Source organism: Citrobacter sp. C1 (assembly GCF_014596895.2).
Lineage (GTDB): Bacteria > Pseudomonadota > Gammaproteobacteria > Enterobacterales > Enterobacteriaceae > Citrobacter > Citrobacter gillenii.
This window is the reverse complement of the sequence record NZ_CP115035.1, coordinates 821,057-834,152: the sequence shown is the minus strand read 5'-3', so window position 1 is coordinate 834,152 and position 13,096 is coordinate 821,057. Positions and strand designations below refer to the sequence as shown.

At 52.5% G+C, this 13,096-nt stretch carries 14 protein-coding genes; 4 read left to right on the top strand and 10 right to left on the bottom strand.

Annotated elements, in window-relative coordinates:
* Positions 1-42 precede the first annotated feature (42 nt).
* From lysS to xerD, 5 genes are all read right to left on the bottom strand, one after another.
* Entirely contained in the window at positions 43-1,560 is a 1,518-nt protein-coding gene (gene lysS, locus IB214_RS04025; protein WP_096755805.1) for a lysine--tRNA ligase, read from the bottom strand.
* A gap of 9 nt (positions 1,561-1,569) precedes the next feature.
* Positions 1,570-2,668, bottom strand: a protein-coding gene (gene prfB / locus IB214_RS04020; RefSeq protein WP_115257544.1) for a peptide chain release factor 2 whose coding sequence is annotated in 2 segments (ribosomal slippage) — positions 1,570-2,592 and positions 2,594-2,668 — 1,098 coding nt in all. Because the reading frame shifts where the segments join, the coding sequence is not laid out codon by codon here.
* A 90-nt stretch (positions 2,669-2,758) separates the two neighbouring features.
* Positions 2,759-4,492, bottom strand: a complete 1,734-nt coding sequence (recJ, locus tag IB214_RS04015; protein WP_117342623.1) for a single-stranded-DNA-specific exonuclease RecJ — start codon at positions 4,490-4,492, stop codon at positions 2,759-2,761.
* A 5-nt stretch (positions 4,493-4,497) separates the two neighbouring features.
* On the bottom strand, positions 4,498-5,211 hold the full coding sequence (gene dsbC / locus IB214_RS04010; RefSeq protein ID WP_096755802.1) for a bifunctional protein-disulfide isomerase/oxidoreductase DsbC: 714 nt from the start codon (positions 5,209-5,211) through the stop codon (positions 4,498-4,500).
* Positions 5,212-5,234: 23 nt separating this feature from the next.
* A complete protein-coding gene (gene xerD, locus IB214_RS04005) occupies positions 5,235-6,131 on the bottom strand; it encodes a site-specific tyrosine recombinase XerD (protein ID WP_096755801.1) in 897 nt (298 codons plus the stop codon).
* A 112-nt stretch (positions 6,132-6,243) separates the two neighbouring features.
* Here xerD and fldB point away from each other — a divergent pair, with 112 nt between their 5' ends.
* Complete coding sequence (gene fldB, locus IB214_RS04000) at positions 6,244-6,765, top strand: flavodoxin FldB (protein ID WP_096755800.1); 522 nt, start codon at positions 6,244-6,246, stop codon at positions 6,763-6,765.
* A gap of 45 nt (positions 6,766-6,810) precedes the next feature.
* On the opposite strand, the gene IB214_RS03995 is transcribed toward fldB, so the two are convergent.
* Positions 6,811-7,218 carry a protein YgfX gene (locus IB214_RS03995; protein ID WP_117342624.1) on the bottom strand — a complete coding sequence of 136 codons (408 nt, stop codon included), beginning with the start codon at positions 7,216-7,218 and terminating at the stop codon, positions 6,811-6,813.
* The gene (gene sdhE / locus IB214_RS03990; RefSeq protein WP_096755798.1) at positions 7,199-7,465 is read right to left on the bottom strand and encodes an FAD assembly factor SdhE; all 267 of its coding nucleotides are present in this window, start codon (positions 7,463-7,465) and stop codon (positions 7,199-7,201) included. The genes IB214_RS03995 and sdhE overlap by 20 nt, the downstream gene beginning before the upstream one ends.
* A gap of 256 nt (positions 7,466-7,721) precedes the next feature.
* Between sdhE and ygfZ the strand changes: the two genes are divergently transcribed.
* Complete coding sequence (ygfZ, locus tag IB214_RS03985) at positions 7,722-8,702, top strand: tRNA-modifying protein YgfZ (RefSeq protein WP_115257540.1); 981 nt, start codon at positions 7,722-7,724, stop codon at positions 8,700-8,702.
* Between the two features lie 79 nt (positions 8,703-8,781).
* On the opposite strand, the gene IB214_RS03980 is transcribed toward ygfZ, so the two are convergent.
* Together IB214_RS03980 and yqfB are read right to left on the bottom strand one after the other, a co-directional pair.
* A complete protein-coding gene (locus IB214_RS03980) occupies positions 8,782-9,441 on the bottom strand; it encodes a hemolysin III family protein (protein WP_117342625.1) in 660 nt (219 codons plus the stop codon).
* Positions 9,442-9,604: 163 nt separating this feature from the next.
* Positions 9,605-9,916, bottom strand: coding sequence for a N(4)-acetylcytidine aminohydrolase (gene yqfB, locus IB214_RS03975; RefSeq protein ID WP_096755795.1), 312 nt, complete (start codon positions 9,914-9,916; stop codon positions 9,605-9,607).
* Between the two features lie 52 nt (positions 9,917-9,968).
* Here yqfB and IB214_RS03970 point away from each other — a divergent pair, with 52 nt between their 5' ends.
* Positions 9,969-10,697, top strand: a complete 729-nt coding sequence (locus IB214_RS03970) for a MurR/RpiR family transcriptional regulator (RefSeq protein WP_117342762.1) — start codon at positions 9,969-9,971, stop codon at positions 10,695-10,697.
* A gap of 120 nt (positions 10,698-10,817) precedes the next feature.
* Entirely contained in the window at positions 10,818-12,251 is a 1,434-nt protein-coding gene (gene bglA / locus IB214_RS03965) for a 6-phospho-beta-glucosidase BglA (protein ID WP_117342626.1), read from the top strand.
* A gap of 92 nt (positions 12,252-12,343) precedes the next feature.
* On the opposite strand, the gene IB214_RS03960 is transcribed toward bglA, so the two are convergent.
* A complete protein-coding gene (locus tag IB214_RS03960) occupies positions 12,344-13,087 on the bottom strand; it encodes an SDR family oxidoreductase (protein ID WP_117342627.1) in 744 nt (247 codons plus the stop codon).
* Between the last annotated feature and the right edge of the window lie 9 nt (positions 13,088-13,096).

Below are 13,096 nucleotides of genomic sequence, written 5' to 3'. Positions count from 1 at the left end.
TCGTAGGCCGGAAAAGCGTGGCGCGATCCGGCATTTCACATCTTATTTAACCGGACGCATCGCCGGGAACAGGATCACGTCACGGATGGTATGGCTGTTGGTGAACAGCATAACCATACGGTCGATACCAATCCCCAGACCGGCTGTCGGCGGCAGACCGTGTTCCAGAGCGGTAACGTAGTCTTCGTCGTAGAACATCGCTTCGTCATCGCCCGCATCTTTGGCGTTAACCTGATCCTGGAAACGCTGCGCCTGATCTTCTGCATCGTTCAGCTCGCTGAAACCGTTACCGATTTCGCGTCCACCAATGAAGAATTCGAAGCGGTCAGTAATTTCCGGGTTGTCATCGTTACGACGAGCCAACGGAGAAACCTCTGCCGGGTACTCGGTAATGAAGGTCGGCTGAATCAGGTGCGCTTCCGCCACTTCTTCAAAGATCTCCGTCACGATACGACCCAGACCCCAGCTCTTCTCAACCTTGATGCCGATAGATTCAGCAATCGCTTTAGCAGAGTCGAAGTTGTCCAGATCCGCCATGTTGGTTTCCGGACGGTATTTCTGAATGGCTTCACGCATGGTCAGTTTTTCGAACGGTTTACCAAAGTCGAAGACTTCTTCGCCGTAAGGCACTTCGGTGGTTCCCAGAACGTCCTGCGCCAGCGTGCGGAACAGCGATTCGGTCAGTTCGATCAGGTCTTTGTAGTCCGCATAAGCCATATAGAGTTCCATCATGGTGAACTCTGGGTTATGACGAACGGAGATGCCTTCGTTACGGAAGTTACGGTTAATTTCGAACACACGTTCGAAGCCGCCAACCACCAGACGCTTGAGGTACAGTTCCGGCGCAATACGCAGGTACATGTCCAGATCCAGCGCGTTATGATGGGTGATGAACGGGCGTGCAGCAGCACCGCCAGGGATCACCTGCATCATCGGGGTTTCCACTTCCATAAAGCCGCGGCCAACCATGAACTGACGAATACCCGCCATGATCTGTGAGCGCACTTTAAAGGTGTTGCGAGATTCATCGTTAGAGATGAGATCCAGGTAGCGCTGACGGTAACGCGCTTCCTGATCCTGCAGGCCGTGGAATTTGTCCGGCAGCGGACGCAGCGCTTTAGTCAGCAGACGCAGCTCGGTGCAATGGATGGACAGCTCGCCGGTTTTAGTCTTAAACAACTTACCTTTCGCGCCGAGGATATCGCCCAGATCCCATTTTTTGAACTGCTCGTTGTAAATGCCTTCCGGCAGATCGTCACGCGCAACGTACAGCTGAATGCGGCCACCAACGTCCTGCAGCGTAACGAATGAGGCTTTCCCCATAATGCGGCGGGTCATCATACGACCGGCAACGGATACCTCAATGTTCAGCGCTTCCAGCTCTTCGTTTTCTTTCGCGTCGAAGTCAGCGTGCAGTTGGTCTGAGGTGTGATCGCGACGGAAATCGTTCGGAAACGGGATCCCCTGCTCACGCAGGTTAGCCAGCTTCTCACGGCGCGTTTTCAGTTCATTGTTAAGGTCGGCTACCGCGTCAGCGCCCTGTGCGTGTTGTTCAGACATGTTGGTTCCTCATAACCCTGCTTTCAAACTTGCTTCGATAAATTGATCCAGGCTGCCATCCAGCACCGCCTGCGTGTTACGGGTTTCAACCCCGGTACGCAGATCTTTGATGCGGGAGTCATCCAGGACATAAGAACGAATCTGGCTACCCCAGCCGATGTCGGACTTGGTGTCTTCCATCGCCTGCTTCTCGGCATTCTTCTTCTGCATTTCCAGTTCATAAAGCTTCGCTTTCATCTGCTTCATGGCCTGGTCTTTGTTCTTGTGCTGGGAACGGTCGTTCTGGCACTGTGTCACAATCCCGGTCGGGATGTGGGTAATACGCACCGCAGATTCTGTACGGTTAACGTGCTGACCACCCGCACCTGAAGCGCGGTAAACATCGATGCGCAGGTCTGCCGGGTTGATTTCGATATCAATGTCATCGTCAACTTCCGGGTAGACAAACGCAGAGCTGAACGACGTATGGCGGCGACCGCCGGAGTCAAACGGACTCTTACGTACCAGGCGGTGTACGCCGGTTTCAGTACGCAGCCAGCCGTAAGCATATTCGCCAGCGATTCTGATGGTCACGGATTTAATACCCGCCACTTCACCTTCAGATTCTTCAATAATTTCAGTCTTAAAGCCGCGTGCTTCAGCCCAACGCAGATACATGCGCATCAGCATGCTGGCCCAGTCCTGCGCTTCGGTGCCGCCAGAACCGGCCTGAATATCGAGATAGCAATCTGCGCTGTCATATTCACCGGAGAACATACGACGGAACTCCAGCTGCGCCAGCTTTTCTTCCAGCGTATCGAGTTCGGCAACGGCTTCGTTAAAGGTTTCTTCGTCGTCGGCTTCTATAGCCAGTTCTAACAGGCCGGAGACATCTTCCAGGCCCTGGCTCATTTGGTCGAGCGTGTCGACAATGGCCTCAAGGGAAGAACGCTCTTTGCCCAGCGCCTGCGCGCGTTCGGGTTCGTTCCAGACATCCGGCTGTTCCAGCTCGGCGTTTACTTCTTCCAGACGCTCTTTCTTGGCATCATAGTCAAAGATACCCCCTAAGAACGTCAGAGCGTTCCGTGAGGTCCTGAATGCGGTTATTTACCGGATTAATTTCAAACATGGTCTGTTTTCTTTTATTGGACGAGTCAAAATGCGGTTATAAGAGCGGGATTGTAACCAATCCACGCTCTTTTTTATAGATATAGTGACGCTAAAGTGGCCAGATATTATCGATAATAATTTGCAATGAGCGGTTGCCGCGAAACTCGTTAATATCCAGCTTATAGGCCAGCGTGACTTCACGAACGCCGTTATCCGGCCAGATAGCGGTATCAACATTAAACGCAATACCGTCCAGCAGCGGTCCGCCGTCGACGGGCTCAACCATCACCTTCAGATGACGCTCGCCAACCAGACGCTGCTGAAGCAGGCGAAAGCGCCCGTCAAACAGCGGCTCCGGGAACATTTGCCCCCAAGGTCCTGCATCACGCAGCATTTGTGCGACTTCCATGGTCAACTCCGCCGCACTTAGCGGGCCATCGGAGACCACTTCGCCCTGCAGTAAGGCAGGATCGAGCCACTCGGTAACCAGCTCACCAAAACGCTGCTGGAAGCACTCAAACTGTGCTTCTTCCAGCGATAATCCTGCCGCCATGGCGTGGCCGCCGAACTTAAGGATCATGCCCGGGTAAAGGGTATCCAGTCGCTCCAGTGCATCTCGCATGTGCAGGCCCTGAATCGAGCGCCCTGACCCTTTAAGGGTGCCGTCTCCAGCCGGTGCAAAGGCGATCACCGGACGGTGAAAACGCTCTTTAATGCGTGACGCCAGGATCCCTACTACGCCCTGATGCCACTCGGGGTGATACATCGCCAGCCCGCCAGGCAGCGTCTCGCTGCTGCGCTCAAGCTTCTCGCACAGGGTCAGCGCTTCCGTCTGCATGCCCTGCTCTATCTCTTTCCGCGTCTGGTTGAGCGCGTCCAGTTCACTGGCAAGCACCCGCGCGTCGCCAATGTTGTCGCACAGCAACAGCGCCACGCCAACAGACATATCATCCAGGCGGCCTGCCGCATTCAGGCGTGGCCCCAGCGCAAAGCCTAAATCGCTGGCGGCCAATTTCTGCGGGTCGCGATTTGAAATCTCAAGCAGCGCTTTAATGCCAGGACGACATTTCCCTGCGCGAATACGGCTCAAGCCTTGCCACGTCAGGATGCGGTTATTAGCGTCCAGCGGGACAACATCGGCCACCGTACCTAGCGCAACCAGATCAAGCAGATCTGCGAGGTTTGGCGGGGTGATAGCTCGCTCATCAAACCAGCCCTTATCACGAAGAAAAGTACGCAGTGCCAGCATCAGATAAAAAGCCACGCCGACGCCCGCCAGTGATTTCGACGGGAACGTACAGTCGTGCAGGTTAGGATTAATAATCGCCACTGCACCCGGCAGGGTATCGCCGGGCAGGTGGTGATCGGTAACCACTACCGGGATCCCCAGCGTTCTGGCATGTTCAACGCCGGCATGGGAAGAGATGCCGTTGTCGACGGTGACGATCAGCTGAGCGCCGCGGGCATGTGCCTGATCCACCACCTCCGGGCTCAAACCATAACCGTCTTCAAAACGGTTGGGCACCAGGTAGTCAATGTTGCTACATCCCAATGCTCGCATCGCCAGAATGCTCAGCGCCGTGCTGGTTGCGCCATCGGCGTCAAAATCCCCCACCACGATAATGCGGGTGCCTTCACGAAAAGCGTTATAGAGGATCTCCACCGCCTTTTCGACACCGCTCAATTGCTGCCACGGCAACATGCCTTTGACGCTACGCTCAAGCTCCTGCGCGCTACGCACACCGCGGCTGGCGTACAAACGACGCAACAGCGGCGGCAGATCGGCAGGCAGGTCGCTAGTCTCGTCGGCTTCACGACGACGAAGTTGTATCTGTTGTTTCACGCGAATTATTTACCGCTGGTCTGTTTTTGGTGCGCGTCGAGGAACGCTTTCATCTCTTTCGGTCCCTGATAGCCAGGAACAACATAGCCATTGCTCAGAACGATCGCCGGCGTGCCGCTTACACCAAACTGCACACCCAGCGCGTAATGGTCAGCAATATCCACATTACAAGTTGCTGGCTTCACGCTTTTACCCGCCATGGCATCATCAAACGCTTTGTTTTTGTCTGACGCACACCAGATGGATTTCATGTCCTGCTCGGCCTGGCTTTCCAGTCCCTGGCGAGGGAAGGCCAGATAACGCACGGTAATTCCCAGTGCGTTGTAGTCTTTCATCTCTTCATGCAGCTTGTGGCAATAGCCGCAGGTGATGTCGGTGAAAATGGTAATAACGTGTTTTTCCTGCGGCGCTTTATAGATGATCATCTCTTTTTCCAGCGCGTTCAGCTGCTTCATCAGCAGTTGATTGGTGACGTTAACCGGACTTGCACCGCTCACGTCATACATCGGTCCCTGAATAATATGCTTGCCGTCTTCGGTGACGTACAGCACGCCGCTGTTGGTCAGTACAGTTTTCATTCCCGCAATCGGAGCAGGTTGAATTTCAGTGCTTTGTACACCCAGCTTCGTTAATGACTGACGAATCGCCGCGTCGTCTGCCTGCACCATGCCTGAAAACGCCGTCGCCAGCAGGGTGAGCATCATAAAACTTTTTTTCATAACCTATCCTTTCCTGTCAGCACTCACGCACGCGGGTGATGCTGTTGATGTAATTGACGCAAGCGCTCCGTTGCGACATGGGTATAAATTTGTGTGGTAGAGAGATCGCTATGACCAAGCAGCATCTGCACCACGCGCAAATCAGCGCCATGGTTAAGCAAATGCGTGGCAAAAGCATGCCGCAGTACGTGCGGCGACAGCTTCTCGCTGTCTATTCCCGCTAACACAGCATAGTGTTTAATTCGATGCCAGAAGGTCTGGCGTGTCATCTGCTGCGCACGCTGGCTGGGAAACAGCACATCAATGGAGACGCCATTGAGCAACCATGGTCGTCCGTGCTCCAGATAGGTTTCCAGCCAATACACAGCCTCTTCACCCAACGGTACCAGCCGCTCTTTATTACCTTTACCAATGACCCGCACAACGCCCTGACGCAGGCTGACATCACTCATCGTCAGCCCCACCAGCTCAGAAACGCGCAAACCGGTGGCATATAAGACTTCGAGCATGGCTTTGTCTCGGAGTTCCAGCGGCTGGTCAATCAGCGGGGTCTGCAGCAGTCGCTCGACCTGCGCCTCACTGAGATCTTTTGGCAAACGCTGTGGTAGCTTAGGTGAAGCCAGCGAAGCGCTGGGATCATCATCGCGGAATTTCTCGCGATAGAGATGTTGAAAAAAACGCCGCATTGCACTTAACAAACGCGCGGAACTGGTGGCTTTATACCCCCCCTCCATTCGCTCGGCCAGCAGTGCTTGCAGGTCATCGCTCTGTACCGTCGTCAGAGAAACACCGCGATGGTGTAGCCATTCAACAAGCATGGTTAGATCGCGACGATACGCACTTAATGTGTTTTCCGCCAGATTGCGTTCCAGCCACAGGGCATCAAGAAATTGCTCGATGCGCGCCAGATCTTGTTCCACTCGCGCCCCTTATTTCATTCTCATTTTTGATGCATTATGCCTCATTGTGCCGTGATTGCGGCGATTCTGATACACTACGCGCAACGCTACAGCAGAATTGAGACGTTTAGTAATGAACATGGGTCTTTTTTACGGTTCCAGCACGTGCTACACCGAGATGGCAGCAGAGAAAATCCGCGATATTCTTGGTCCCGAGCTGGTGACATTACACAACCTCAAGGATGATTCTCCGACCTTAATGGAGCAGTACGACGTGCTCATTTTAGGTATCCCAACCTGGGATTTCGGCGAAATCCAGGAGGACTGGGAAGCCGTCTGGGATCAGTTGGATGACCTCAACCTGGAAGGCAAAATTGTTGCTCTCTACGGCATGGGCGATCAGTTGGGTTACGGTGAATGGTTCCTGGATGCGCTGGGAATGCTGCACGACAAGCTAGTCACGAAAGGGGTGAAGTTTGTCGGTTACTGGCCAACAGAAGGCTACGAATTTACCAGCGATAAACCTGTTATTGCCGATGGGCAACTGTTTGTCGGCCTTGCCCTGGATGAAACCAACCAGTACGATCTTAGCGATGAACGCATCCAGGCATGGTGTGAGCAAATTCTTGGCGAAATGGCCGAACACTGGTCCTGAGCATCTGCTGACTGACGGTGAAGGTCTGTAACCTTACCGTCAGCGCTATTTCTGCATTGACGGTTGTAATATCAACCGACGCAAATCCCGCCATTCGGCATCATCCATGCTGTCCGCCGCCAGCCACAGATGCTGACGCTTTCCTGTACTTGACCGCAAACGCAACATCATGCCCGTTTTTATCATCCAGGGTGCGCTAACAATCGTCCACTCTTGCCCTTGCCAACGCAGGCGGCCATCCATCAATAGTCTAATCTCTCCCTGACAAGCGTTGATACGGCGCTGACTGCGCACGCAATCGAACACCACCAGAGAGAGCAAAATCAACCATAAAGGGGTGTAACTCAGTGGCCATGGCATCAATAAAATAAGCACCGCCACTAGCCCATGAATGAGCAACGAAATCCACTGTGCGCGCCAGGAGACGCGTAAATCAGATTGCCACTGGACCACGTTCCCGATTCCGTGTCTGGATAAGCCGTACCATTTGCTCCAGCTGTGCATCAGCCGGCTTCCCGTGATTCATCAACCAGTTAAATAAATCGGGGTCATCACATTCCAGCAAACGGATAAAAATGCGCTTTTCGTCATCACTTAAGTTGTCATACTCATGTTCGAAAAACGGCATGATCGAAATGTCCAGCTCACGCATACCGCGACGGCATGCCCAATGAATACGTGCTTTGTTGTTAATATCCATGTTCTTCTTCCTGTCTCGCGAAAACGAAGTACCCGGCTATTGTAACGTGTTTTTCACGCTCTTTTACGGGAATATCAGTAAACGGAAGCACGATCGCTAAATAAAACCACATTAAGTCAAAGGGTTCATCAATTATGGATGTCTCCTCGCAAAGCTTAAAATATGGCACAAATAGGATGTTTAAACCGCTTGCAATGGGCCATAGCTCTTTTACCATTAGTCATTATTACTGCGTTAAGCAAATCAGGACATTATTATGGCTTTTACATCTTTTCCTCCTCGTCAGCCTTGTGCGTCAACACGTTTGCCTCTGACGCTGATGACGCTTGATGACTGGGCACTCGCGACCATTACCGGCACCGACAGTGAGAAGTATATTCAGGGCCAGGTTACTGCTGATGTCAGTCAGCTGACCGAACATCAGCATGTGCTGGCTGCCCACTGTGATGCCAAAGGCAAAATGTGGAGCAACCTGCGCCTCTTCCGCCTGGGTGAAGGCTTCGCGTGGCTTGAGCGCCGTAGCCTGCGCGATGCCCAGCTTACCGAACTGAAAAAATATGCCGTCTTCTCAAAAGTGGTGATTGCGCCGGACGACGAACGCGTGCTGCTGGGCGTTGCAGGATTCCAGGCGCGTGCCGCGCTGGACAATCTCTTTAGCGAACTGCCAACCCGCGATAAGCAGGTGATTACCGAAGGCTCTTCCACGATATTGTGGTTTGAACACCCGGCCGAACGCTTCCTGCTGATTACCGATGCAGCCACGGCGGAAACGCTGGTAGAAAAACTGCGTGGTGAAGCGGAGTTGAACAACAGCCAACAGTGGCTGGCGCTGGATATCGAAGCCGGTATCGCAGTAATTGATACCGCCAACAGCGGGCAGTTCATTCCACAGGCTACCAACCTGCAGGCCTTGGGTGGGATCAGCTTCAAAAAAGGCTGCTATACCGGTCAGGAAATGGTCGCACGGGCGAAATTCCGCGGCGCTAACAAACGAGCGCTGTGGACACTGGCAGGTTCAGCCAGCCGGGTGCCGGAAGCGGGTGAAGACCTGGAACTGAAAATGGGAGAGAACTGGCGCCGAACCGGCACCGTACTTGCGGCAGTACAACTGGCGGACGGTCAGGTACTGGTGCAGGTGGTGATGAATAACGACATGGAAGCCGACAGCGTATTCCGCGTGCGCGACGACGCGAAAACGCTGCATATAGTACCGCTGCCGTATTCGCTGGAAGAGTAAATCGCCAGGTAGCGACTTCACCTTACCGGGTCGAGGGTTTTGTAGGCCCGGTAAGCGCAGCGCCACCGGGCAATGATGATTACGCCTGCCCCACGTACAGATAGATGGCCAGGAAATGGCACACGCTGCCACCCAGCACGAATCCATGCCAGATTGCATGGTTGTAAGGGATACGTTTGCAGACGTAGAAAATGACGCCCAGTGAATAGACCACGCCACCTACCGCCAGCAGCGTTACGCCCCCAGCAGCCAGTTTAGCCGCCAGTTGATACACCACAATCAATGACAGCCAGCCCATGGTCAGATAGGTCACCAGCGACAAAATTTTAAAGCGGTGAGCAATGGTCAATTTGAACAGAATACCGAGCAGCGCCAGGCTCCAGATCACCACCATCAGGCCACGCGCCAACGGTGAGTCCAGCCCCACCAGCAGAAATGGCGTATAGGTTCCGGCAATCAGCAGATAAATAGCGCAATGGTCAAATTTCTTCAGCCAGAGTTTCGCTCGCTGATGGGGTATCGCGTGATACAGGGTTGAAGCCAGGAACAGCAAAATCATGCTGCCGCCGTACAGGCTATAGCTGGTAATGGCCATAGCACTGGCATTGGTATCTACTGCCTGAACCAGCAACAGCACCAGTCCGATAATCCCAAACACCAGCCCAATACCGTGGCTGATGCTATTGGCGATTTCCTCTGCCAGAGAATACCCCTGTGCAATTAATGGCTTCTGAACCATAGCTTACTCCCAAAAAACGAACACTTTCGTGATTGCGCTTCTAGCGTAACTGAGAATGGTTCCAGTGAACACATGTTAGCTAAAATAAATATCAACCAATAAATAACATATAAAAATCAATTATTTACATTTTATTTTTCAGCTAACAAGTGTATTCTTTAAATTAAACGCATTTAAAATCAATCACATAAAACTGCGTCTGATTTGGATAGATCTCTGTAATCACGCGTTTAAGCTCATCAAGGGTCATATTTTCCTGCTGAGCATGTTTTTCACTCAGCGTATCCAACGTCACGGTCGAGGTGCCTACCACTTCTATAGTGCAGAAGTAACCGTCATCTTCGAAGCGTCCAACCCGCAGAATGTCTCCGGTTTTGAAGTGGGACTCAGACTCATCGCGAATAGTGATAGTCTTGCGTCCGGCCAGAATGTCATCCTGGAAACGCTGAAAAAAAGTGATGTCATTTGGCTGCATGTTATTATTCCCTGTAGATGAAGTCTGATGAGTGAGTATTGCCATTGTGAGTATGTTCTCCCACGCCGCCATCGCCAGTCTCAACAATCTTGAGATGTTGGTCTACAACTATGCCATCAAGAACCGTGACAAAGTCATGTACATGACCATTCGCGAACTGGCTGATGCCGTAGGGGTTTCAACCACCACCGTACTGCGCTTTTGCCGCAAACTTAACTGTGAGGGCTACTCTGAGTTTCGCGTACGCTTTAAATTATATTTAGAGCAGAATGAACCGCAACAGGCTAATTTCGGTGCCAGCGAAATAATCAGCTTCTTTAAGGGCGTGAATAACGACGAATTCGACACATTACTCGATCAGGCTGTTGATATTATATTGTCCTCCGAGCGTATTATATTCGTTGGCGCGGGAACATCCGGCGCCTTAGCTAAATATGGTGCGAGATTTTTCTCAAACGTCGGGAAATTCAGCAACCATATTGACGATCCCTATTTCCCGGTGACCAATGATATGGCCCGAAACGCGTTGGCAATTGTCCTATCCGTCTCCGGCGAAACCGAGGAGATCCTGCGTTTCGCCAGCCAGTTTAGCCTCCACAACTGCAAAGTGTTGTCGGTTACCAGCCACGAGCACTCACGCCTGGCGAAACTGGCCGACTTTAACCTCTCCTGGCATGTGCCGCAAACCCGCATTGCGGGGGTCTATGATATAACCACACAAATCCCCGTAATTTATATTCTGGAGTCACTGGGTCGCAAACTGGCGAAAAAATTGGCATAAAAAAACAAACTGTTTTTTTGATGTAACAAATCACATTAAGCCTATTTTGTTATATCGTGACATTTAACTTTCCTTTGTTAGACTCAAAATCAAATGGTATTAATTTGAGACTGAGCGCAAATGAAAAAACTGACTTTACCGAAAGATTTTTTATGGGGTGGCGCGGTTGCGGCGCATCAGGTTGAAGGCGGCTGGAACAAAGGCGGCAAAGGGCCAAGCATTTGTGACGTGCTGACCGGCGGCGCGCACGGTGTTCCACGCGAAATCACCCAGAGCGTCATTCCAGGCAAGTACTATCCAAACCACGAAGCCGTCGATTTTTACAGTCATTACAAAGAAGACATAAAGCTGTTTGCTGAAATGGGCTTCAAATGCTTCCGTACGTCTATTGCCTGGACCCGAATCTTCCCGCGAGGTGACGAAACTCAGCCAAATGAAGAAGGGCTGAAGTTTTACGACGACATGTTCGACGAGCTGCTCAAGTACAACATTGAGCCGGTTATTACCCTCTCCCACTTCGAAATGCCGCTACATCTGGTACAGCAGTACGGTAGTTGGACCAACCGCAAAGTGGTCGATTTTTTCGTTCGTTTTGCCGAAGTGGTCTTTGAGCGCTACAAGCACAAGGTCAAATATTGGATGACCTTTAATGAGATCAACAACCAGCGTAACTGGCGCGCGCCGCTGTTTGGCTATTGCTGTTCCGGCGTGGTGTACACCGAGCATGAGAATCCGGAAGAAACGCTGTATCAGGTGCTGCATCACCAGTTTGTTGCCAGCGCGCTGGCGGTGAAGGCGGCACGGCGCATTAATCCTGAAATAAAAGTCGGCTGCATGCTGGCGATGGTGCCGCTGTACCCCTTCTCCTGTAAACCCGAGGATATGATGTTTGCGCAGGAATCGATGCGTGAACGCTACGTCTTCACCGACGTCCAGCTACGCGGTTATTACCCCTCTTATGTGCTGAACGAATGGGAGCGTCGTGAATTCAATATCAAAATGGAAGCAGGCGACAAACAGATCCTGCGTGAAGGCACCTGCGACTATCTCGGATTCAGCTACTACATGACCAACGCCGTAAAAGCGGAAGGTGGCAGCGGTGACGCGATTTCCGGCTTCGAAGGCAGCGTCCCCAACCCACACGTTAAAGCCTCCGACTGGGGCTGGCAGATAGATCCCGTCGGCCTGCGCTATGCCTTATGTGAGCTGTACGAACGCTATCAGAAGCCGCTGTTTATCGTTGAAAACGGCTTTGGTGCGTACGACAAAGTAGAAGAAGATGGCAGCATCAACGATGACTATCGCATCGACTATCTACGCGCCCACGTTGAAGAGATGATGAAAGCAGTAACGTACGATGGCGTAGATTTGATGGGCTACACACCGTGGGGCTGCATTGACTGCGTGTCGTTCACAACCGGTCAGTACAGTAAACGCTACGGCTTTATTTACGTGAACAAGCACGACGATGGCACCGGAGATATGTCGCGTTCACGCAAGAAAAGCTTCAACTGGTACAAAGAGGTGATCGCCAGCAACGGCGAAAATCTGTGATTTTTGCCGGATGGCGGCGTAAACGCCTTATCCGGCCTACACATTAATTTCCCGTAGGCCGATAAGCGATGCGCCATCCGGCAATCAACGCGCTACTTCCCACCCGCCAGCTCCAGAAAACTGCCCGTTACGTAAGACGCCTTCTCACTCAGCAGCCAGGTGATAGCCTGCGCCACTTCTTCCGGTTGTCCGCCACGCTGCATCGGTAACATCGACTTTACGCGATCAACCCGTCCGGGCTCCCCACCAGACGCATGCATATCGGTGTAGATTAGGCCAGGACGCACGCCGTTCACACGGATACCCTGCGCCGCCACCTCCAGCGCTAACCCCGTCGTCAACGTATCTACCGCCCCTTTCGACGCTGCATAGTCGATATATTCGAATGGAGCGCCCAGCCTTGATGCTGCTGACGAGACGTTAACAATCGCCCCGCCCTTACCGCCATGCTTCAACGACATCCGCTTAACCGCTTCCCGACAACACAGGAAATAGCCGGTAACGTTGGTTGCCATTACGCGGTTGATGCGTTCGGCAGTAAAGTTTTCTACCGTGCTCTGCTCGAACAAAATCCCGGCATTGTTCACCAGCGCAGCCAGTGGTTCACCTTCTCGGTCGATCGCCTCAAACATTGCCACAACCTGGCTTTCATCGCTGATATCCGCCCGCAGGGCAAATGCTTTGCCGCCTGCTGACGCAATGTGATTCACCACCTCGGTTGCCGCACGAATATTGTGATGGAAGTTAACCGCAACGGTGTAACCCTCTTCTGCCAGCTGTAGCGCAGTTGCGCGCCCAATACCGCGACTTCCGCCAGTAACAAGTGCGATTCCCATGGATACCTC

Bases quoted from the DNA above. Each gene is read 5' to 3' on its own strand.
- IB214_RS03960 (WP_117342627.1), bottom strand. From the start codon at position 13,087: ATGGGAATCGCACTTGTTACTGGCGGAAGTCGCGGTATTGGGCGCGCA.
- yqfB (WP_096755795.1), bottom strand. From the start codon at position 9,916: ATGCAGCCAAATGACATCACTTTTTTTCAGCGTTTCCAGGATGACATT.
- ygfZ (WP_115257540.1), top strand. From the start codon at position 7,722: ATGGCTTTTACATCTTTTCCTCCTCGTCAGCCTTGTGCGTCAACACGT.
- bglA (WP_117342626.1), top strand. From the start codon at position 10,818: ATGAAAAAACTGACTTTACCGAAAGATTTTTTATGGGGTGGCGCGGTT.
- IB214_RS03980 (WP_117342625.1), bottom strand. From the start codon at position 9,441: ATGGTTCAGAAGCCATTAATTGCACAGGGGTATTCTCTGGCAGAGGAA.
- dsbC (WP_096755802.1), bottom strand. From the start codon at position 5,211: ATGAAAAAAAGTTTTATGATGCTCACCCTGCTGGCGACGGCGTTTTCA.
- lysS (WP_096755805.1), bottom strand. From the start codon at position 1,560: ATGTCTGAACAACACGCACAGGGCGCTGACGCGGTAGCCGACCTTAAC.
- fldB (WP_096755800.1), top strand. From the start codon at position 6,244: ATGAACATGGGTCTTTTTTACGGTTCCAGCACGTGCTACACCGAGATG.
- IB214_RS03970 (WP_117342762.1), top strand. From the start codon at position 9,969: ATGTTCTCCCACGCCGCCATCGCCAGTCTCAACAATCTTGAGATGTTG.
- sdhE (WP_096755798.1), bottom strand. From the start codon at position 7,465: ATGGATATTAACAACAAAGCACGTATTCATTGGGCATGCCGTCGCGGT.